The sequence below is a fragment of the Microvirga sp. HBU67558 genome, assembly GCF_018069605.1.
In the GTDB taxonomy this organism is placed as follows: domain Bacteria; phylum Pseudomonadota; class Alphaproteobacteria; order Rhizobiales; family Beijerinckiaceae; genus Microvirga; species Microvirga terrae.
Genome location: NZ_JAGPUP010000489.1, coordinates 1 through 19,823, shown reverse-complemented (window position 1 = coordinate 19,823; position 19,823 = coordinate 1). Strand labels below are relative to the sequence as shown.

General features: G+C 66.3%; 17 protein-coding genes. 9 read left to right on the top strand and 8 right to left on the bottom strand.

What is annotated here, in order from left to right:
* Positions 1-208 precede the first annotated feature (208 nt).
* Positions 209-1,690, bottom strand: a complete 1,482-nt coding sequence (locus tag KBI52_RS09920) for an ABC transporter substrate-binding protein (protein ID WP_173945243.1) — start codon at positions 1,688-1,690, stop codon at positions 209-211.
* A gap of 221 nt (positions 1,691-1,911) precedes the next feature.
* On the opposite strand from KBI52_RS09920, the gene KBI52_RS09915 reads away from it, so the two are divergent.
* Positions 1,912-2,178 (top strand): DUF2218 domain-containing protein, encoded by a 267-nt coding sequence (locus tag KBI52_RS09915; protein WP_371823151.1) that lies wholly within the window; start codon positions 1,912-1,914, stop codon positions 2,176-2,178.
* Positions 2,179-2,300: 122 nt separating this feature from the next.
* Here KBI52_RS09915 and KBI52_RS09910 read toward each other — a convergent pair whose 3' ends face one another.
* The 3 genes from KBI52_RS09910 to KBI52_RS09900 form a co-directional block, all read right to left on the bottom strand.
* Entirely contained in the window at positions 2,301-3,050 is a 750-nt protein-coding gene (locus tag KBI52_RS09910; protein WP_210807066.1) for an SDR family oxidoreductase, read from the bottom strand.
* Positions 3,051-3,243: 193 nt separating this feature from the next.
* Complete coding sequence (locus KBI52_RS09905) at positions 3,244-4,680, bottom strand: aldehyde dehydrogenase family protein (protein ID WP_210807082.1); 1,437 nt, start codon at positions 4,678-4,680, stop codon at positions 3,244-3,246.
* 49 nt (positions 4,681-4,729) lie between these two features.
* Positions 4,730-6,343 (bottom strand): ABC transporter ATP-binding protein, encoded by a 1,614-nt coding sequence (locus KBI52_RS09900; protein WP_173945248.1) that lies wholly within the window; start codon positions 6,341-6,343, stop codon positions 4,730-4,732.
* A gap of 136 nt (positions 6,344-6,479) precedes the next feature.
* Between KBI52_RS09900 and KBI52_RS09895 the strand changes: the two genes are divergently transcribed.
* A complete protein-coding gene (locus KBI52_RS09895; RefSeq protein ID WP_210807064.1) occupies positions 6,480-7,907 on the top strand; it encodes a coniferyl aldehyde dehydrogenase in 1,428 nt (475 codons plus the stop codon).
* Between the two features lie 70 nt (positions 7,908-7,977).
* Here the strand turns inward: KBI52_RS09895 and KBI52_RS09890 are convergent, their stop codons facing one another.
* The gene (locus KBI52_RS09890) at positions 7,978-10,086 is read right to left on the bottom strand and encodes a sensor histidine kinase (RefSeq protein ID WP_173946405.1); all 2,109 of its coding nucleotides are present in this window, start codon (positions 10,084-10,086) and stop codon (positions 7,978-7,980) included.
* Positions 10,087-10,199: 113 nt separating this feature from the next.
* On the opposite strand from KBI52_RS09890, the gene KBI52_RS09885 reads away from it, so the two are divergent.
* The gene (locus KBI52_RS09885) at positions 10,200-12,011 is read left to right on the top strand and encodes an ABC-F family ATP-binding cassette domain-containing protein (protein ID WP_173946406.1); all 1,812 of its coding nucleotides are present in this window, start codon (positions 10,200-10,202) and stop codon (positions 12,009-12,011) included.
* 164 nt (positions 12,012-12,175) lie between these two features.
* Here the strand turns inward: KBI52_RS09885 and KBI52_RS09880 are convergent, their stop codons facing one another.
* On the bottom strand, positions 12,176-13,141 hold the full coding sequence (locus tag KBI52_RS09880; RefSeq protein ID WP_173946407.1) for a DUF6454 family protein: 966 nt from the start codon (positions 13,139-13,141) through the stop codon (positions 12,176-12,178).
* 218 nt (positions 13,142-13,359) lie between these two features.
* Positions 13,360-13,575 carry a dodecin gene (locus KBI52_RS09875; protein ID WP_173946408.1) on the bottom strand — a complete coding sequence of 72 codons (216 nt, stop codon included), beginning with the start codon at positions 13,573-13,575 and terminating at the stop codon, positions 13,360-13,362.
* Positions 13,576-13,829: 254 nt separating this feature from the next.
* On the opposite strand from KBI52_RS09875, the gene KBI52_RS09870 reads away from it, so the two are divergent.
* Positions 13,830-14,366: a DUF4142 domain-containing protein gene (locus tag KBI52_RS09870; RefSeq protein ID WP_210807062.1), complete on the top strand. Its 537-nt coding sequence runs from the start codon at positions 13,830-13,832 to the stop codon at positions 14,364-14,366.
* A 77-nt stretch (positions 14,367-14,443) separates the two neighbouring features.
* Here KBI52_RS09870 and KBI52_RS09865 read toward each other — a convergent pair whose 3' ends face one another.
* Complete coding sequence (locus KBI52_RS09865) at positions 14,444-15,463, bottom strand: fumarylacetoacetate hydrolase family protein (protein ID WP_210807060.1); 1,020 nt, start codon at positions 15,461-15,463, stop codon at positions 14,444-14,446.
* Between the two features lie 73 nt (positions 15,464-15,536).
* Here KBI52_RS09865 and KBI52_RS09860 point away from each other — a divergent pair, with 73 nt between their 5' ends.
* From KBI52_RS09860 to KBI52_RS09840, 5 genes are all read left to right on the top strand, one after another.
* A complete protein-coding gene (locus tag KBI52_RS09860; protein ID WP_173946438.1) occupies positions 15,537-16,625 on the top strand; it encodes a TRAP transporter substrate-binding protein in 1,089 nt (362 codons plus the stop codon).
* A gap of 191 nt (positions 16,626-16,816) precedes the next feature.
* Positions 16,817-17,320, top strand: a complete 504-nt coding sequence (locus KBI52_RS09855; RefSeq protein ID WP_173946411.1) for a MarR family winged helix-turn-helix transcriptional regulator — start codon at positions 16,817-16,819, stop codon at positions 17,318-17,320.
* On the top strand, positions 17,317-17,943 hold the full coding sequence (gene maiA, locus KBI52_RS09850; protein WP_173946412.1) for a maleylacetoacetate isomerase: 627 nt from the start codon (positions 17,317-17,319) through the stop codon (positions 17,941-17,943). Before KBI52_RS09855 ends, maiA begins: the two co-directional genes overlap by 4 nt.
* Before the next feature lie 87 nt (positions 17,944-18,030).
* The gene (gene hppD, locus KBI52_RS09845) at positions 18,031-19,146 is read left to right on the top strand and encodes a 4-hydroxyphenylpyruvate dioxygenase (RefSeq protein ID WP_210807058.1); all 1,116 of its coding nucleotides are present in this window, start codon (positions 18,031-18,033) and stop codon (positions 19,144-19,146) included.
* 498 nt (positions 19,147-19,644) lie between these two features.
* Positions 19,645-19,823 (top strand): porin (locus KBI52_RS09840; protein ID WP_210807080.1); only part of this gene is annotated, 179 nt, incomplete at its 3' end.

Below are 19,823 nucleotides of genomic sequence, written 5' to 3'. Positions count from 1 at the left end.
GGGTTTACTCTACGCCGGCTCCATTTGCCTGACGAGGGAGACGGGCGTGGTCGATGGCGATGTGGATCCTCCGAACGGCATGGCTGGCCCTGAGCCGGCCATGCCGTTCGGAGAGGCGCGGTGCTTCACGTCATCGGGATCACCGGCACGGGGCCGGTGATGACAGAGCGTGAATTCACGCAAGGCGGCGCGAAACGATGCGCCGGTCTCACTCGCTCCACGAGACCTCCGTCACGTCGTTCGACGGGATCGGCGAGTTCTCCCACAGGCCCTGCACCTTGGCGTTCCAGACGCCGAGCTTCGGCAGCTGGAACAGGAACAGCGCAGGCACGTCCTCGGCCAGGATCTTCTGCGCTTCCGCGTATTTCGCGTAGCGCGCCTTCTCATCCGTGGTCTTGGCGGCTTCCGCCACAACGGCTTTGAACCTGTCGTTCTTGTAATTGAAATAGTAGTTGTCGCGGGCGAAGATATCGATGTCGAGCGGCTCCGTGTGGGCCACGATGGTGACGTCGTAATCCTTGTTCTTGAAGACCTCCTCAATCCACTTCGCCGGGAACTCGGTCGGGATGATCTTCAGGTCGACGCCCACCTCGGCCATCATGGCGGAGAGCAGCTCGGCCGAGCGGCTGGCATAGGCCATTTGGGGCGACTTGATGGTGATCGAGAGGCCGTTGCCGTATCCCGCTTCCTTCAGGAGCGCCTTGGCCTTCTCCACGTCGTAGGGGATCACGTTCGTCGTGTCCACGAAGGCCGGTTGGTTCGGAGAGAAGAAGCTGCCGATCGGCTGTCCGAACCCGGAATAGGCGCCGTCCACGAGGGCCTTGCGATCAACCGCGTGCATGAGGGCGCGCCGCACGCGTACGTCGTCGAACGGCTTCTTGGCGTTGTTCATGCCGGCCACGACCTCGCCCTCGGTGTTGCCGGCCACCGCCTTGAAGCGCGCATCCTTCTGGAACTCTGCGAAGAGCTCCGGGGCCCCGAGATTGGAAAACGCGTCCACGTCGCCGGCCTTGAGCGCCGCGACCTGGGCCTGCGCGTCGTTGATGAAGCGGAAGGTGACGCTGTCGAGCTTGATCTTGTCCTTCTGCCAGTAATCGGGGTTGCGCACGAGCTCGACGCGGTCGCCGCGTGTCCACGACTTGAACTTGAAAGGACCGGTGCCGACCGGGTTCGCTGCGTTGCCGGCGGCCGTCTCCGGCGCCACGATCACCGCATCGCCCCAGCCGAGATAATAGAGGAAGTTGCCCGAGGTCTCCTTGAGCTTGATCACCACCGTGGCGGGATCGGGCGTCTCGATGGAGGCGATCGGCGCGAAAATCTGTTTCTGCGCGTTGGTCGATTTCGGATCGCGGGCGCGGTCGAAGGCGAATTTCACGTCCGCCGAATCGAAGGCCGAACCGTCGTGGAACTTCACGCCCTCCTGCAGGCGGAAGGTGTAGGTCAGCCCGTCCGGCGAGACCTCCCAGCTCTTGGCCAGGAGCGGCTGGACCTTGCCGGTCCGGTCGATGCGCACGAGGCCCTCATACAGGTTGACCCAGGTGACCTCGCGGATGGCCACCGGGGCCGCGACCGTCGGGTCGAGGCCCGGAGGCTCGATGGGCATGCCGACCACCAGGGAGGTCTTGGCCGCAAAGGCCGGGATGACGCTGACGGAGAAAAGGAGAGCTGCGGTCAGAAGGCGCTTCGTCATCAGGGCTTGAACTCCATCGGGTCATGGGCTGCGACAGGTCGCGGTGGGACCAGCTTACGCAGGACCGCGCCGGATGGAAGACGTCCATTACCGATTCTTCACTTAACTTCGCCGTGACTGAGGCTTAAGCATCGGGAACCAGAGATCCGCAATATGCCAGCCTGATCAGGCCCGCAGTCGGAATGAAAGGCTTGAACACCATGGCTCGAGAGACCGCCCGGGTGCCTACCGCGAACGGCGCCCGATACCTCCAGCAGCTCTGCAAGCACTGGAGCCACAAGCTCGACGTTCAGCTCTCCGAGAACGAGGGCACCGTCCGTTTTCCCGCCGCCGTCGCGACCATGAAGGCCGATCCCGAGGCCCTGATGGTGAGCGTGGAAGCGCAGGACGGCGAGACGCTCGAGCGGATGAAAGGCGTCGTCGCCTCCCATCTCGACCGCTTCGCGTTCAAGGAGGCGCCGCTGCCCTTCGCATGGCAGAAGGGGTGATGCAACGACTTCACGTCATGGCCGGGCTTGTCCCGGCCATCCCGACGATGTGAAGCGCTGCGTCCAAATCGATCGGGATCACCGGCACAAGGCCGGTGATGACGCCAGTGGGGCTGCTTGCCTCAGATGCAGCGCCCGCCGTCGACCTCGAGCACCACGCCGGTGATCATGCTGGCCTCGTTGGAGGCGAGGTAGAGCGCCGCGTTGGCGATGTCCTGCGGGGTCGAGAAGCGGCCGAGCGGGATCGAGTTGACGAACATCTCGCGCTTCTGGGGCGTGTCCTCGCCCATGAAGGTGGCGAGCAGCGGCGTCTCGCCGGCCACGGGAGCGAGCGCGCAGACGCGGATCCTGCTGGGGGCGAGCTCCACGGCCATGGACTTGGTCATGGTATGCACGGCGCCCTTGGTGCTGTTGTACCAGGTCAGGCCGGGCCGCGGACGCAGGCCCGCGGTCGAGCCCACGTTGATGATCACGCCGCTGCCCTGGTTCTGCATCAGCGGCACGGCCGCCTTGGCGAAGAGATAGATCGACTTCACGTTGACTGCGAAGACGCGGTCGAACTCGTCCTCCTCGACCTCCAGCATGGGCCGGTTGCGGTGGCTGATGCCCGCGTTGTTGACCACGATGTCGAGCTTGCCGAAGGCCGCCACGGTCTTCTCGACGGCAGCGTTCACGTCGGTGGCCTTCGAAACATCAGCCGCGAGACCGATGGCGCTGGCGCCGATCTTCTCCGCGGCCGCCTTGGCCGCCGCCTCGTTGATGTCGAGGATGGCCACCTTGGCGCCCTCGCGGGCGAAGGTTTCCGCGATGCCCTGACCGAAACCGGACCCGGCGCCCGTGACCAGCGCCACCTTGCCTTCGAGGCGATTCATGTTTCTTCCCTTTCGATGTGCTTTTCTGTCCCCGCGAGGGGAGAGTTGGGAGTGGTGATTAGGGCGTGCCACCCTACGACGTCATAGCCGGGCTTGTCCCGGCCATCCCGATCTCGTGAGGCGCGGCGCTCCACCGACCGAGATCACCGGCACAAGGCCGGTGATGACGGCGGAGGTGCGAAGCGTGGCCGCTCTACCCGTGCGCGATCACGAGCGTCTTCGTCGTGGTGAACCCGATCAGGCCCTCGAAGCCCTTTTCGCGGCCGTGGCCCGAGCGGCCGAAGCCGCCGAAGGGCAGTTCGATGCCGCCGCCGGCCCCGTAGCAGTTCACGAAGACCTGGCCGGCCCGCATGGTGCGGGCGACGCGGGTCGAGCGCATGGCGTCGCGGGTCCACACGCCAGCCGCGAGGCCGTAGGGCGTGCCGTTCGCCAGGCGGATCGCCTCCGCCTCGTCGTCGAAGGGCGTGGCCACGAGGACCGGGCCGAAGACCTCCTCCTGGGACAGGAGGCTCTCATGCGGCACCGGGGCCAGGAAGGCCGGGGCCACGTAATAGCCGCCGGCGGGCGCATCGGGCGCCACCGCGCCTTCGCCGATCACGTTCAGTCCCTCATTGCGGCCGCGTTCGAGATAACCGAGGACGCGGCGCTGCTGGGCCTGGTTGATCATCGGGCCCAGATCGGGCTCGCGCTCGGGATGACCGGCGCGCAGGCTCCGGAAGCGTTCCGCCACCGCGTCGACCACGTCCTGGAAGATGCCGCGCTGGATCAGCAGACGGCTCCCGGCCGAGCAGGTCTGGCCACCGTTCTGGATGATGGCGTTGACGAGGGTCGGCAGAGCGCGCTCGAGATCCGCGTCGTCGAACACCACCTGGGCCGACTTGCCGCCGAGCTCGAGGGTCACGCCCACATGGTTCTTCGCCGCCGCCGTCTGGACCGCGGTGCCGGTCTCGGGGCTGCCGGTGAAGGACAGGAAATCGATGCCGGGATGGGCCGCGAGCGCCGCGCCGGCGGTGCGGCCGAGGCCCGTCACCACGTTGAGGGCGCCGTCCGGGAAGCCGACCTCGCGGGCGAGCGCCGACACGCGCAGGATCGTCAGCGAGGCGTCCTCGGCGGGCTTCACCACGGTGGCGTTGCCGGCGGCGAGCGCCGCGCCGACCGAGCGGCCGAAGATCTGCATCGGGTAGTTCCACGGCACGATATGCCCGGTCACCCCGTGCGGCACCCGCTCGACGCCGATGTAATGGGTGTTGAGATAGGGGATCACATCCCCGTGCAGCTTGTCGGCGGCGCTGCCGTAGAATTCGAAATAGCGGGCGAGTGCGATGGCGTCGGCCCGGGACTGGCGCAGGGGCTTGCCGTTGTCGCGGCTCTCCAGGATGGCGAGCTCGTCCGCATGGGCCTCGACAGCGCTCGCAAGCTTCATGAGCAGGCGCCCGCGCTCCGTCGCGGTGAGCCGGCCCCAGGAGCCCTCGAGGGCGGAACGGGCCGCCGACACGGCCTCGTCGATGTCCTGGGTGGTTCCGGCGGCGATCCGGGCGAGCAGCGACCCATCGATCGGCGAGAGCACGTCGAGGGTGAGGCCGTCCGAGGCGGGGCGCTCGCGCCCGCCGATGAGATTCTGGAACACCATGTTGGGCGCGAGGCTCGCGCTGACCTGATCGTTCACGGGTTTCGTCTCCCTAAATCATTGTGTTCATGCCCGGCACTGCGGCCAGGAGCTGGCGCGTATACGCGTCGCGCGGATGGGCGAAGAGTTGCGCGGTTTCGGCCATTTCCACAATCCGACCTTTTTGCATGACTGCCACGCGGTCGCAGATCTGGGCGGCCACCCGCAGATCGTGGGTGATGAAGAGAATGGCAAGACCGAGCTCGTCCTGCAGCCCCCGGATCAGCTTGAGAATTTCCGCCTGGACCGACACGTCGAGGGCCGAGACGGCCTCGTCGGCCACCAGGACGTCCGGCTTCATGGCGAGCGCCCTGGCGATGCCGATCCGCTGGCGCTGGCCGCCGGAGAACTCGTGCGGATAGCGCTCGACGGCCGTCGCCGACAGGCCGACCTTGTCCAGAAGGATCCGGGCTTCGTCCAGGGCCCTGGCCGGATCCTCGCCCTGGGTGATCGGCCCCTCGGCGATGATGCGCCCGACGGTGCGGCGCGGGTTGAGGGACGCGAAGGGGTCCTGGAACACCATCTGGATCCGGCGCCTGTGCGGGCGCAGAGCGCGCTGGGACAGGGTGCCGAAGCTGAGATCCCCGATCGCGATGGCGCCGCCGTCCGGCTCGATCAGGCGCAGGACGCAGCGCCCCACCGTCGACTTGCCGGAGCCGGATTCGCCCACGAGCCCCAGGGTCTCGCCGCGGCGGATGTCGAAGCTCACCGCATCGGCGGCCTGGACCTCGCGGCTCTTCCGCAGGAAGCCGCGCCCGCCATAGGTCTTCGTCAGGGCGTCGACCTTGAGGACGATGGGCTGGCCGGCCAGCGGCTTCGGGGCAGGGGGCGTCAGCGAGGGTACTGCGGCCAGGAGACGTTTCGTGTAGGGATGCCGTGGGCGGGTCAGCACCTCCTCGGCGGTTCCCTGCTCGACGAGCTCGCCCTGCTGCAGCACGGCGACCCGGTCGGCGATCTCCGCTACTACGCCGAAATCGTGAGTGATGAACAGGACGGCCGTGCCTTTCTTGCGGCGCAGGTTGTCGATGAGCTTGAGGACCTGGGCCTGGGTGGTCACGTCGAGGGCCGTGGTCGGCTCGTCGGCGATCAGGAGCTTGGGCTCCAGGGCCAGCGCCATGGCGATCATGACCCGCTGGCGCTGGCCGCCGGAGAGTTCGTGCGGATAGGCCTTGGCGATCAGCTCCGGGTTCGGCAGGTTGACCTCGGCCAGGAGGTCGAGCACGCGCCGGTCGCGCTCGGCCGCGGTGAGGAGCCCGTGGGTGCGGAACGTCTCGGCGATCTGGTCGGCCACCCGCATCACCGGGTTGAGCGATGTCATCGGCTCCTGGAACACGGTGCCGACCTCGCGGCCGCGCACGTCGCACCACCCGGCCTCGTCGAGGGCCAGGAGATCGCGGCCCGCGAGCCGAATCGATCCCGATAGGACCTGGACGCCCGCCGGCAGGAGTCCGATGGTCGCCATGGCGGTCATCGACTTGCCGGAGCCGGATTCCCCCACGACGCAGAGGGTCTCGCCTGGGTTTATGGAGAGCGACAGGTCCCTGATCGCGTGCTGCCGGTCGGCCAGGGCGGGCAGCCCTACGGAAAGGTTCTGGATCGACAGCACGGGGGAGGGGCCGCTCAACATCATGCTCCTGCTGGATGGGTCAGGCCCATCCTTGCCATCCCGGCCGCTTCGTCAATCCGTCCCGTCCGGCCCCATGTTGAGAATGCCGCCAGCTCCGCCATATCATCACGCCTATCAAGTGGAGCTTCTCGAGACCGTGCATGATGCCGTCCCCAACCCGGTGAAAGACCGACTGCAGGCCTGCCTGGCGGCGCAGCGAGTGGCCCTGGCCGAACACGGGCCTCTCACGCCCGAGCGCCGGGCCGAAGGTCTCGACGCGCTCGCCAAGGCCCTCGTCCGCCGTGCTGAGGATTTCGCCGCAGCCGTCGCGGCGGATTTCGGGCACAGGTCGGTCCACGAAACGAAGCTCGCGGACGTCTATCCGGTCGTGGCGGCCCTGCGCCATGCGCGAAAGCACTTTCGCACCTGGATGAAGCCGCGGCGGCGGCCGATCGACTGGATGTTCCAGCCCGGCCGGGGCTCCGTCCGCCATCAGCCGCTCGGCGTGGTGGGCATCATCGGCCCCTGGAACTATCCGGTCCAGCTTACGCTCTCGCCGCTCGCCGGGGCGCTCGCGGCCGGCAATCGCGTGATGATCAAGCCGTCCGAGATCACGCCGCGGACGTCCGCTCTGCTGGAGCAGGTCGTCGGCCAGGTGTTCGAGCCCGCCGAGGTCGTGGTCGTGCAGGGCGGGCCCGACGTGGCGAAGGCCTTTGCGCGATTGAAACTCGACCACCTGCTCTTCACCGGCTCGACGGCGGTCGGCCGCGACGTCATGCGGGCGGCGGCCGAGAACCTGGTGCCGGTCACGCTCGAGCTCGGCGGCAAGTCGCCCGCCCTCGTTCTGGCTGATTACTCTATCGACAAGGCGGCCGAGCGCATCGCCGTGGGCAAGCTGTTCAACGCCGGGCAGACCTGCATCGCGCCCGACTACGTGCTCGTGCCGCGCGAGAGCCGGGAGGCCTTTGTGGCAGCCTATCGCCAGGCGGTCTCACGGCTCTACCCGTCGCTCGCGGGCAATCCCGACTACACGGCCATCGTGAGCGAGCGGCACTACACGCGCTTGAACCGTCTCGTGGCGGACGCCCGGGCCCGCGGGGCCGGCATCCAGGAGATCAATCCGGCGGGCGAAACCTTCGATCCGGTCGGGCGCAAGATCGCCCCCGTCGTGCTGACCGGCGTGCCCGACGATGCGCTCGTCATGGGCGAGGAGATCTTCGGCCCGATCCTGCCGGTGATCGCTTACGATGACGTCGACGCCGCCTGCCGCTTCATGGTGGCCCGGCCGCATCCGCTCGCCCTCTACCTGTTCGGCCGCGACCGGACGCTTGTGAATCGCGTGCTGGCCCGGACCGTCTCCGGTGGCGTCGCGATCAACGATACGCTGCTCCATTGCGTGCAGGAGGAGCTTCCCTTCGGCGGCGTGGGCGCGAGCGGCATGGGGGCCTATCACGGCGAGGCGGGGTTCAGGACCTTCAGCCACGCGCGGTCCGTCTTCCACCAGGCCCGCTTCAACGGCGCCGGCATGACGCGGCCGCCCTACGGCGGGCGCATGAACCGTCTGTTGTCGATGCTGCTGCGCTAGAGCATCGGACCCAATCGTGGACCCACTTTTGGGATCGGATCCGATGCTCCCTCCCTTGCCTGGCGCGCATTTACGACGGCAGCACCGGATTGATCACGAGCGTCGAATCCACCTTCGCGTCCGATGATTTCGAGCTGTGCGCGAGCGGCACCGAGATGTCGTAGGCAACGCCGCCTTCCGCAAAATTGAGCACCATGTAGCCACCGAGCTCGCCCTCGATGCTGCGGCGGATCAGGCGCGAGCCGAAGCCCTGGCGCTTCGGCGGCGCGACCGGCGGCCCGCCGCTCTCCGTCCAGTGAATGCGCAGCTGGTCCGGGCGGTCGTCGTTCTCGACGATCGACCAGCTCATGTCGAGACGACCCGCATTGGTCGAGAGCGCCCCGTATTTGGCGGCATTCGTCACCAGCTCGTGCAGCACGAGGCCCAGATTGATGGCGTAGCGCGCCGGCAGGCGGACGTTCGGGCCGTTCAGGACGACCCGTTCGTCGCCCTGCTTGCGGTAGGGGGCGAGCTCCTGCTCGGCCACGTCGCGCAGCTCCGCCTCGCGCCAGGACTTGCGCGTCAGCAAGTTGTGCGTCTTCGACAGGGCCAGAAGCCTTCCCTCGAAGGCTTCCTTGAACTGTGCGGGCGTCTCCGTCGTGCGCAAAGTCTGCGACGCGATCGACTGCACGGTGGTCAGCGTATTCTTCACCCGGTGGTTCAACTCGTCGAGGAAGAACCGCTGCTGCTCCTCCGCGTGCTTCTGCTCGGTGATGTCCTGGAAGATTCCGACGAAGTAGAACGGCTTCTTCTGAATGTCGAAGAACACCCGGCCCTTGGAGTTGATCCAGCGGATGGAGCCGTCCGGGCGGCGGATGCGATACTCGTCCTGGTAGTCGCCCTGGCGCTGAACGGCCTCGCGCCATCTCTGGACGACCCGGTCCAGATCCTCGGGATGGAGGATGTCCAGCCAGTACTGGTGGTCCATGGTCTCGTTGGCATGCGGATAGCCGAGCATGGCGGTCGCCTGGGTCGACCAGCCGCCGACGCCCTTGTTGGGATCGTACCACCAGGTGCCCATATGGCCCGCCTCAAGGGCCAGGCGCGCGCGCTCCTCGCTGGCCTGCAGGGCGTGCTGCCGTTCGGCCACGTCGTCCATCAGGTCGTTGAACGCCCGCGCCAGGATGCCGAACTCTCCCGACTTGCCCGGCAGATCGATGCGAGACTGGTAGTCGCCCTGCCGCCAGGCCCGGATGCCGTCGGTCACGAGTTCGAACGGCCGGGTGATGAAGGCGCGGCTCAGCAGGGCCGACAGGGAGAGGGCCAGGATGAGCGCGGCCGCGATCAGCATGAAGCCGCGCTTCGCCGCCTGGTTGATCGACGCGAAGGCCGCCTTCGTCGACAGGCCCACATTGATGGAGACGTCGTGCGGGGGAGTGGTGAGCGGGAGATAGCCGACGATCCGGCGGATGCCGTCGAGGCTGGTGGTCTCCGCGGTCCCGGCCTCCTTCGCCTTGGCCTGGAGCAAGTATTCCTGGGGCAGAAGCTTCCCGAGCATGCGCTCCGGCTGGGGATCCTGCACGATGACGATGCCGCGCCGGTCGGCGACGGTGAGCGAGCCTCCCTCCGGGACCGTGCGCTCCTTCAGCTTCTGGCGCAGCCATCCGAGGTCGAGAGCGGCCGCGAGGACCCCGACCACGTCGCCGCGGTCGTTCCAGATCGGCAGGGCGAGCGGCAGGACGGGTTGGGCAGGAAGCGCGCCTTCTTCGAAGACCGGGGTGTACTCGCCCACCACCATGCCCTTTTCCGACAGGGCGTGGTGGAAATAGGGGCGGTCGGCGAAGTAATGCTGCGTATCGACCGTCCCGGTCGGGCGGCAGCGGATGTGCCCGCTGATGTCCATCGCCACGAAGGACAGCACATAGGGCACCTTTTCCTGAATGGCCTTCAGATAGGGGCTGCAGGTCGGCGTATCGAAGGCACGGATGGACGGAATTTCGTCGATGGCGAGCAGAAGGCTGTGGATGCCGTCGAAGATCCGCTCGAGCTCGGCGCCCACCAGCTGCGCCTGCCTGATGGCAAGATCGTTCACCTCCGCTTCTCGGGCGCGGCGCAGAGAGACTTCCGTGTAAGTCCAGATGACGATCGCCGGCAGAACCGAGATCACGGCAAGAAGAAGCAGACGCCTCGTCAGTGTCATGCAAACGCTCAGCTTAATGTCGGAAGGGGAGCACAAACTTTGACGACCGTCCACCCTTGTAAGAGTTCTTAGCAGACTTGCATCTGCGACCAAGAGGTGTCAGGTGACCGGAAATGGCGCTTCCTCCTCTTCTTCTCCTTCAGGACATTGCTCTCACCTTCGGCGGCACGCCGCTGATCGAGGGCGCCGAGCTGTCCGTCTCGCCGGGCGAGCGGGCCTGCCTCGTCGGCCGCAACGGCTCGGGCAAGTCCACCCTGCTTAAAATCGCCGCAGGCCTCGTCGAGGCGGACCGCGGCAAGCGGTTCGTGCAGCCGGGGGCCACGGTGCGCTATCTGGCTCAGGAGCCGGACCTCTCCGCCTTTCCGACGACCCTGGCCTACGTGGAAACCGGCCTGGGGCCGGGAGACGATCCCTACCGGGCCCGCTACCTGCTGGAGCAGCTCGGGCTGACCGGCGAGGAAACGCCCGCCGATCTTTCCGGCGGCGAGGCCCGCCGGGCGGCGCTGGCCCACGTGCTCGCGCCCGAACCCGACATCCTGCTCCTCGACGAGCCCACGAACCATCTCGACCTGCCGGTGATCGAATGGCTCGAAGGCGAATTGAAGAGCCTGCGCTCCGCCCTCGTGCTCATCAGCCACGACCGCCGCTTCCTGGAGAGCCTGTCCCAGGCGACGGTCTGGCTCGACCGGGGCCGCACCCGCCGCATGGACCGGGGCTTCGCCCATTTCGAGGAATGGCGCGACCAAGTCCTGGAGCAGGAGGAGGCCGAGCATCACAAGCTCGGACGCAAGCTCGTGGCAGAGGCGGACTGGCTGCGCTACGGGGTGACGGCGCGGCGCAAGCGCAACGTGCGGCGCCTCGGCAATCTCCATGCCATGCGCCAGCAGTACCGCGACCGCAGCCGGGCCGTCGGCACGGTCACCATGAGCCTCGCCGAGGCCGAGCAGTCCGGCACCCTGGTGGTCGAGGCGGAGGGCATCGCGAAATCCTACGGCGACCGTCCCATCGTGTCGAACCTGTCCCTGCGCGTGCTGCGCGGCGATCGCCTCGGCATCATCGGGCCGAACGGCGCCGGCAAGACGACGCTCATCAACCTGCTCACCGGCGCCCTGGAGCCCGACGAGGGCCGGGTGCGCCTGGGCTCCAACCTGCAGATGGTCACCCTCGACCAGCGCCGCGCGAGCCTCGATCCCGACGCCACCGTGGCCGAGACCCTGACCGGCGGGCGCGGCGACACGGTCACCATCGGGACGCAGACCAAGCACGTCGTCGGCTACATGAAGGACTTCCTGTTCTCGCCCGAGCAGGCCCGCACCCCCGTGGGCGTGCTCTCGGGCGGGGAGCGCAACCGCCTCATGCTGGCCCGCGCCTTGGCGCAGCCCTCCAATCTCCTGGTGCTCGACGAGCCGACCAACGATCTCGACCTGGAAACCCTCGATCTCCTGGAGGAGATGATCCAGGACTATTCCGGCACCGTCATCCTGGTCAGCCACGACCGCGACTTCCTCGACCGCACGGTCAGCTCCGTCCTGGTGTCGGAAGGCGCTGGCCGCTGGCTCGAATATGCGGGCGGCTACACCGACATGGTGGCGCAGCGCGGCCAGGGCGTTCAGGCCCGCGCGGTCGAGAAGCAGGCCAAGGCGAGGAGCGCGGAACGGCCGGCGGCCGCGGCGCAGTCCCAGGCCAAGCGCAGGCTCTCCTTCAACGAGCAGCACGACCTCAGGACCCTGCCGCAGCGCATGGGCGAGCTCGAAGCCAAGATCGTCCGGGTCAACGAGATCCTGGCCGATCCGGACCTCTATTCCCGCGATCCCGCCCGGTTCCAGAAGGCCATGGACGCGCTCACGCAGCTCCAGGCCGACCTGCACGCGGCCGAGGAGCGCTGGCTCGAGCTCGAGATGCTCCGCGAGGAGCTGGAAGGGTAGGGGCATGGCCCGTCCCTCTCACGTCATGGCCGGGCCTGTCCCGGCCATCTCGACAGGGAGAGGCTCTGCGCCATTCGTGAGCGGGATCACCGGGACGAGCCCGGTGATGACGTGGAGGGTGGCATGAACCGGTGGTGAGGCGGGCGTGACGGTTTCCGCGAAGGCTACTTCACCTCGGTCTCGTAGATGTAGAGCGTGGACTTGTCGTCCTCCGGCATGAAGTAGCCGCGGATCCCGGAATCGCTCGCCTCCATCCAGACCGGGTTGTGGGTCATATCCATGCCGCCGGCGGTCCAGAGCAGCACCGGGGTCTGGGCGATCGGGCGACCGTCGGAGAGACTGACGAGATCGAGCCCGCCGAGCCGGAACAGCGGAGCGTCGGGCGTCACGCGCATCTCGGTCACGCCGGAGCACAGCATGCGGCTTTTTCCGGCATATTTGCAGTCCTGGTAATCGAGATAATGCGAGGTGTTGAGCGTCCTCAGCTTCTCGGGCGCCTCGCTCGCATTGGTTGGCTTGCCGCTCTCGTCGAGGGACCAGCGGTAGAAGCGGCGCGAGCCCCAGCTCACCCCGTGCAGGGTCTTGTCGTCGGTGTTGTGCACCACGCCGCCGACATGGTCGGAGAAGCGGAACATCTCCTCGGCCTTCATGGTCTCCGGATCGACCCGATACACGATGGAGCGGCTGTTCGGCCGGTACTCGGCCACGGGGACCCAGATGTACTTCCCGTCGTAGTCGATCCCGCCCGGATGGTAGATCGTGCCTTCGCCGAGGGTGAGGTCGGCGATGAGGTTGCCCTTCATGTCGAGCTTGAAAAGGTGCCCGACGCCCGCGCCCGTATCACGGTCGTAGCCGTCCACGGGCTGCGGGAAGCGCTTGGTCGGCTCCTTGATCTCCACCGAGGATACGAACAGCGTGTCGCCGATCTTCACCATGCCCTGCGGGTGGTGGGTCAGGAAGTTGATCGGCACGGCGGAGACCGGCTTCCACTGGGTGCCGCGTGAGAGCTTCGTCACGCGCTCGGCCAGGACATTCCGGTCGGGCTCCGCAGCCATCAGGGCGGCCGGCATGGCGCCGAGGCAGAGCATCGTCAGCATCGTGGCCAGGCCACGTCTCGAAAAGCACTCCATCGCGTTCCTCCAAATGTGACGATCCCGCTTCTAGCGAGCGGGTGATGTCAGTTTAGTGAAGTCCAGAATTCTGTCAGCTTCTCCTGCGGCCGTGTGCCGGTGATCCCGATCCTTTGCGGTGCGGCGCTTCAAGCAGCCGAGATGGCCGGCACAAGGCCGGCCGTGCCGGGGTGGGCATCATTCGAACAGCAATGAGGCTCAACGACGAAGGCGTCCGCTTACTCGCCCGCCTCAAGGGTGAACCCGGCCTTGATCACCACCTGATAATGGCGCACCTCGCCGTCCTCGATATGGCCGCGGGTCTGGATGACCTCGAACCAGCGCAGGTTCCTCAAGGTCTGGTTCGCCCGTCGCACCGCCGTCTGGATGGCGTCCTCGATGCTGGTCTCGGACGAGCCGACAAGTTCGACGATCTTGTACACGTGGTCATCCATGGGGCGCTCCATGCTTTGCCGAAAGCATGAACCTAGAGCGTCGCGGCCAAAAGGGGACCCGGACCCAGGACCGTTTACGGGTCCGCGCGTCCGGCCCGGGGTCGTTCCCCGAGAGCGGAAGGGCGTACGGCCGTGGCGGGCGAGGAGGGAGGGTAAAATTTCTCCGGGCGCGACAGGAACTTAGGAGGATGTTCCATAGTTGGCGTGCGGCTGGCTCGGCCGTACGGGACCGGGCCGAGGAAGGATTTTCCGCAATGGATCTCAAGGTACTCTTCGTTTCGAGCGCGCTGGCGCTCGGCCTCGCCGGATGCATGACCCCGACCGCCATGGCTCCTGCTCCCGCTCCGATCGCCGTGACCAGCGCGGCGGAGTTCATCCCGACGGCAGCGTCGTCGAGCCTGTTCGAGATCGAGTCGAGCCGCCTGGCCCTCCAGCGCTCGCGCAGCCCCGAGGTGCGCCGCTTCGCCCAGCAGATGATCCGCGACCACAACGCCGCGACGCGCCGCATGACGACGGTCGTGCGCCGCGCCGGCCTGCCGATGCCGCCGCCCGCCCTGAACGCCAAGCATCAGGCGATGCTGGCAACGGTCCAGGCGGCTCCGGATTTCGATGCCGCCTATGTGAGCGCCCAGGTCATGGCGCATCAGGAAGCCGTGGCCCTGTTCACGTCCTACTCGCAGAACGGCGACGTGCCGCAGCTCGCGCAGTTCGCCGGCACGACCCTGCCGACCCTGGAGAGGCATCTCGAGCATGCCCAGAGCCTGAGCGGCGGCGCAGCCCGCGCCATGTGAGTTGTCTGCAGGTCGCAAACGCGAAAGGCCGCCGGAGCCGTCCGGCGGCCTTTCGTTTCGAGCGGGTCGCCGTGTCGTCAGCCTTCGACCCGATGGGATCGCACTTCCTGCTCGATGGCGCCGAAGACCGAGTGGCCCTGCCGGTCCTTCATTTCGATGCGGATCGTGTCGCCGAACCGCATGAAGGGCGTCCTCGCCTCGCCCTGGAGGATGGTCTCCACGGTGCGCAGCTCCGCCAGGCAGGAATAGCCGAGACCGCCCTGGTCGATGGGCTTGCCGGGCCCGCCGGCCTCGTCCCTGTTGGACACGGTGCCGGACCCGATGATCGTGCCGGCGCCCAGCGGGCGGGTCCTGGCCGCGTGGGCAATCAGGGTCGGGAAGTCGAAGGTCATGTCCACGCCCGCATCGGGCTTGCCGAAGGGCTGGCCGTTGAGGCTCGAGAGCAGGGGCAGGTGCAGCCGGCCGCCGTCCCAGGCCTCGCCCAGCTCGTCCGGCGTGACGGCCACGGGCGACAGCGCCGAGGAGGGCTTGGCGTGGAAGAAGCCGAAGCCCTTCGCGAGCTCGGCGGGAATCAGGTTCCTGAGCGAGACGTCGTTGACCAGGACCACGAGGCGGATGGCTCGCCCGGCCTCCTCCCGGGTCGCGCCCATCGGCACGTCGCCGGTGATCACGGCGACCTCGGCCTCGAAGTCGATCCCGTGGGCCTCGTCCACCGCGAGAATCGGCTCGCGCGGACCGAGGAAGGAATCGGAGCCGCCCTGATACATGAGCGGATCGGTCCAGAAGGAGGCCGGCATCTCGGCGCCGCGCGCCCTCCTGACCAGCTCCACATGGTTCACGTAGGCCGAGCCGTCCGCCCATTGATAGGCCCGGGGCAGGGGTGACGCGCAATCGTGCTCGTGGAAGCGGAAGGCCGGCACCGAACCGTGCTCGAGCTGCTCCGCGAGATCCCGCAGCTGAGGCTCGACTTTTTCCCAATTGTCCAAGGCTTGCTGAAGCGTCGGAACAATGAAAAAAGCATCTGTCGCGCGGGTCAGGTCTTTCGACACGATGACGAGGCGGCCGTCACGGCCTTGGTTGAGGGAGGAGAGCTTCATTGCCACCGACCGGGTTGTTATGGTCCTTTCAACTTGCAACAGAATGCTTTCCGGGGAAACGCCAATGACGACGATGAAGAGAAGAAACTTCCTGAAGGGGGCAGGGCTGGCGGCCGCGGCCGGAACGGTGGCCGCGCCGGCCATCGCTCAGAGCATGCCCGAGATTCGTTGGCGTCTGACCTCGAGCTTCCCGAAATCCCTGGACACCATCTTCGGCACCGCTCAGACCTTCGCCAAGTACATGGCGGAGGCGACCGACAACAAGTTCCAGATCCAGGTCTTCGCCCCGGGCGAGATCGTCGGCGGTCTGCAGGCCATGGACGCGGTGCAGAACGGCTCGGTCGAGTGCGCCCACACCCCGCTCTATTACTATATCGGCAAGGAGCCGGCGCTCGGCATGGGCACGGGCCTGCCCTTCAGCCTCAACGCCCGCCAGCTCCATTCCTGGTGGCACTTCGCCGGCGGCCGGGAGATCATCAACGATGTGCTGGCCCGGTATAACTGCACGTCGCTGGTCTGCGGCAATTCCGGCGCCCAGATGGGCGGATTCTTCCGCAAGGAAATCAATACGGTCGACGATCTGAAGGGCCTCAAGTTCCGCATCGGCGGTCTCGGCGGGCAGGTTCTCGCCAAGCTCGGCGTCGTGCCGCAGCAGCTCGCTCCCGGCGACGTCTATCCGGCGCTGGAGCGCGGTACCCTCGACGCGGCCGAGTTCGTCGGCCCCTACGACGACGAGAAGCTCGGCTTCCTGAAGGTCGCGAAATACTACTACGCTCCCGGCTGGTGGGAGGGCGGCGCCATGCTGCACCTCGTGGTCAATCAGCAGAAGTGGAACGAACTGCCCAAGCAATACCAGGCCATCATGAGCCAGGCGACGGAAGCGGCCAACAACTGGATGCTGGCCAAATACGATGCCGTGAACGGCCAAGCCCTGCGCCGCATGGTCGGCGCCGGGGCGGAACTGCGCACTTTCTCCCCGGCCATCCTGGAAGCCTCGCTCAAGGCCGCGAACGAGCTCTATGCCGAGCTCTCGGCCAAGAACGCCGACTTCAAGAAGGCCTACGATTCCATGGTGGCCTATCGCAGCGACGTGCTGCCCTGGTTCCAGCTCAACGAATACGCCTTCGACACCTTCATGATCCGCACCCGCGGACGGGCATAAAACATACTATTGCGAAGGGGTTAGGTTCGTTCGCTCTGGCGGCGCCGCGACTCCCTGGACGTTGCCATGACGGCGCGGTCGGTTCACCGACCGCGCCGTTCTTTTTCGATCTCATGCCGTAAGGGTAGAGAATCCGGTTGCCCGTGCAACGAATTCTGCTATTAGTTGCCTATGCAACGATTGGCGTGACGATGGCAACCGGATCCGCAGCGAAGAAGCGCCCGCCCGACCCGCTGGTGCTCCTGGAGGAGTTTCTCCCGTACCGGCTCAATGTTCTGGCCGGGCTGACATCGAGCGCGCTCGCGCAGATCTATGCCGAACGGTACGGGCTTTCGATCCCGGCCTGGCGGATCATCGTGACCCTCGGGCAGTACGAGCTCCGCACGGCGCGGGACATGGCGCCCGACGGGGTCATGCACAAGTCGACCGTCTCGCGCGCCGTCTCGGCGCTGGAGAAGCGGGGCCTCGTCGTCCGGCGTCCCAATCTCGACGACCGCCGGGAGGAGTGGCTGGCGCTGACGCCTCGGGGACGGGAGATCTACGAGGCCGTTGCTCCGGAGGCTCTGGCCGTCGAGGAGCGCCTCCTGTCCGTCCTCACGTCCGACGAGCGGAGGATGCTTTCATCCTTGATCGAGAAGCTGACGCAACAGGCTCGGCGCCTCGCGCCGGGAGACCTCGAGGAGGGTGACGCGTGAAGCTCTATACTTATTTCCGCTCCTCGGCGGCCTACCGGGTCAGGATCGCCCTCAACCTGAAGGGCGTGACCTACGAGTCCGTCTCGGTCAACCTGCTGAAGGGGGAGCAGCGCGAGGAGACTTACAAGGCGGTCAATCCGCAGGGGCGCGTGCCGTCCCTCGAGATCGGCGCCACCACGCTGATCCAGTCTCCGGCGATCCTCGAGTACCTCGACGAGGTCTACCCCGAGCCGCCCCTGCTGCCGGTTGGTGCGGTCACCCGGGCCAAGGTGAGGGCGATCGCCAGCCTGATCGCGTGCGATATCCACCCGCTCAACAATTCCGGGACCCTGGCCTACCTCAAGAACCGCCTCGGACACGATCAGGCAGCCGCCGACGACTGGTATGCCCATTGGGTCCGCGAGGGCTTCGACGCCATCGAGGCGCTGCTCGGCCCCGGGCCCTATGCGTTCGGGTCCAAGATCTCCCTGGCGGATGTCTATCTCGTGCCGCAGGTCTTCAATGCACGACGGTTCAACGTCCCCCTCGATGCGTATCCGAAGATCGCGGCCGTGGATGCGGCCTGCTCCGCGCATAAGGCCTTTCAGGACGCGGCTCCGGCCAATCAGCCCGACGCGATCTGACCAAGAATCGCATCCGCTTCAGGGCGAATGCGTTGTTTTCACAAGCCGAGACCTGTCGGTCGACAGCAACACACCAGGAGGAAAATCATGGGACCTTTCCCGCACGATGCGCCCCCCGCGGCCATTTCCGACGACAATCCCATGGGCACGGACGGCTTCGAATTCGTCGAGTTCTGCCATCCCGACCCGCAGGCCCTGGATCGCCTTTTCAAGACGATGGGCTTTAGCGCGGTCGCCAGGCACCGGTCCAAGAACGTGACCCTCTATCGCCAGGGCGACATCAACTTCATCGTCAACGCCCAGCCGGGCTCCTTCGCCGAGCGTTTCGCCGCGCAGCATGGTCCTTCGGCTCCCGCCATGGCCTTCCGGGTGGCCGATGCGAAATATGCCTTCGACCGCGCCCTTTCCATGGGCGCCAAGCCGATCGAGACTCAGGTCGGACCCAACGAGCTCGAGATTCCGGGCATCGAAGGCATCGGTGGACTTCAGATCTACTTCGTCGACCGCTACGGCGCCAAAGGCTCCATCTACGATGTCGATTTCGAGTGGCTCGGCGAGCCCGATCCGAAGCCAAAGGGCGTCGGACTCTATTACATCGATCACCTGACCCACAACGTGTATCGCGGACGTCTGAACGAATGGGCGGGATTCTACGAGCGCCTCTTCAACTTCCGGCAGATCCGCTACTTCGACATCGAGGGAAAGCTGACCGGACTGCACTCCCGCGCCATGACGAGCCCGGACGGCAAGATCCGGATCCCGATCAACGAGGATGCCGGGGAGACCGGCCAGATCGAGGAATATCTGCAGGAATACAAGGGCGAGGGCATCCAGCACGTGGCGTTGGGCTCGCACGACCTCTACGAGTCCATCGAAGCGCTCATCGAGGGCGGCCTCGAGTTCATGCCAGCCCCGAACGACATCTACTACGGCCGCGTCGACAAGCGCTTGCCGAGCCACGAGGAGTCTCTCGAGCGGCTCCGGAAGAACGGAATCCTGATCGACGGCGAGGGCGTGGTCGAAGGCGGTTTCACGAAGGTGCTGCTCCAGCGCTTCGGAAAGACCGCCATTGGGCCGATCTTCTTCGAATACATCCAGCGCAAGGGGGATGACGGCTTCGGCGAGGGCAACTTCAAGGCGCTCTTCGAATCGATCGAGGAAGACCAGATTCGCCGCGGGGTGATCGGTCCGAAGGTGGCCTAGGTCCAGTCCGCTCCGCGATTCGACGAGAGGCCGGGTTCGCCCGGCCTTTTTCTTTCGCCTCAGAGGCCCGCCTAGCGAAGTTGTGACGGTCGTTATTCACAGGCGTGGTCTATGGTTGGAGCTGATGGAGGCATCGATCCACGTCATCAGCCCCCGGCAAGCAGCCACCAAAGCCTTTTTGCTTAAGGATTTCTGAACTCGGGGCTCGAAGTCTTAACCAATGGTTAAGAAGCCAGCTTTGAACGTTGCGTTTGTGCAACATGCCCCTGAAAAGCCCCGTCTCCTGCCCGTTTTGCGCCTTCATTCGGTTGCCTGCGGTCCAGTCATGGATAATGTGGCTCCAGCGACGGGGGCACCCCAGTCGTGATCCTGGTGTCTCCGACCGAAAAGGCGGGCCACCGGGTACTAGGGGAAAAGGGACGTGTTTAGGGCTTCGTCGAAGCACTCGAAGCACAAAAACCCGGCCCCCCAGGGTCTCGAAACTTTGGAGGTTTAACCATGAAGCTCGCTAAGAGCCTCTTCCTCGGATCGGTCGCGGGTCTCGCGGCTGTCGCCGGGGCTCAAGCCGCCGACCTTCCCGCGAAGAAGGCCGCTGCTGTCGAATACGTTCGTGTCTGCTCCACCTACGGCGCAGGCTTCTTCTACATCCCCGGCACCGAAACCTGCCTCCGCGTCGG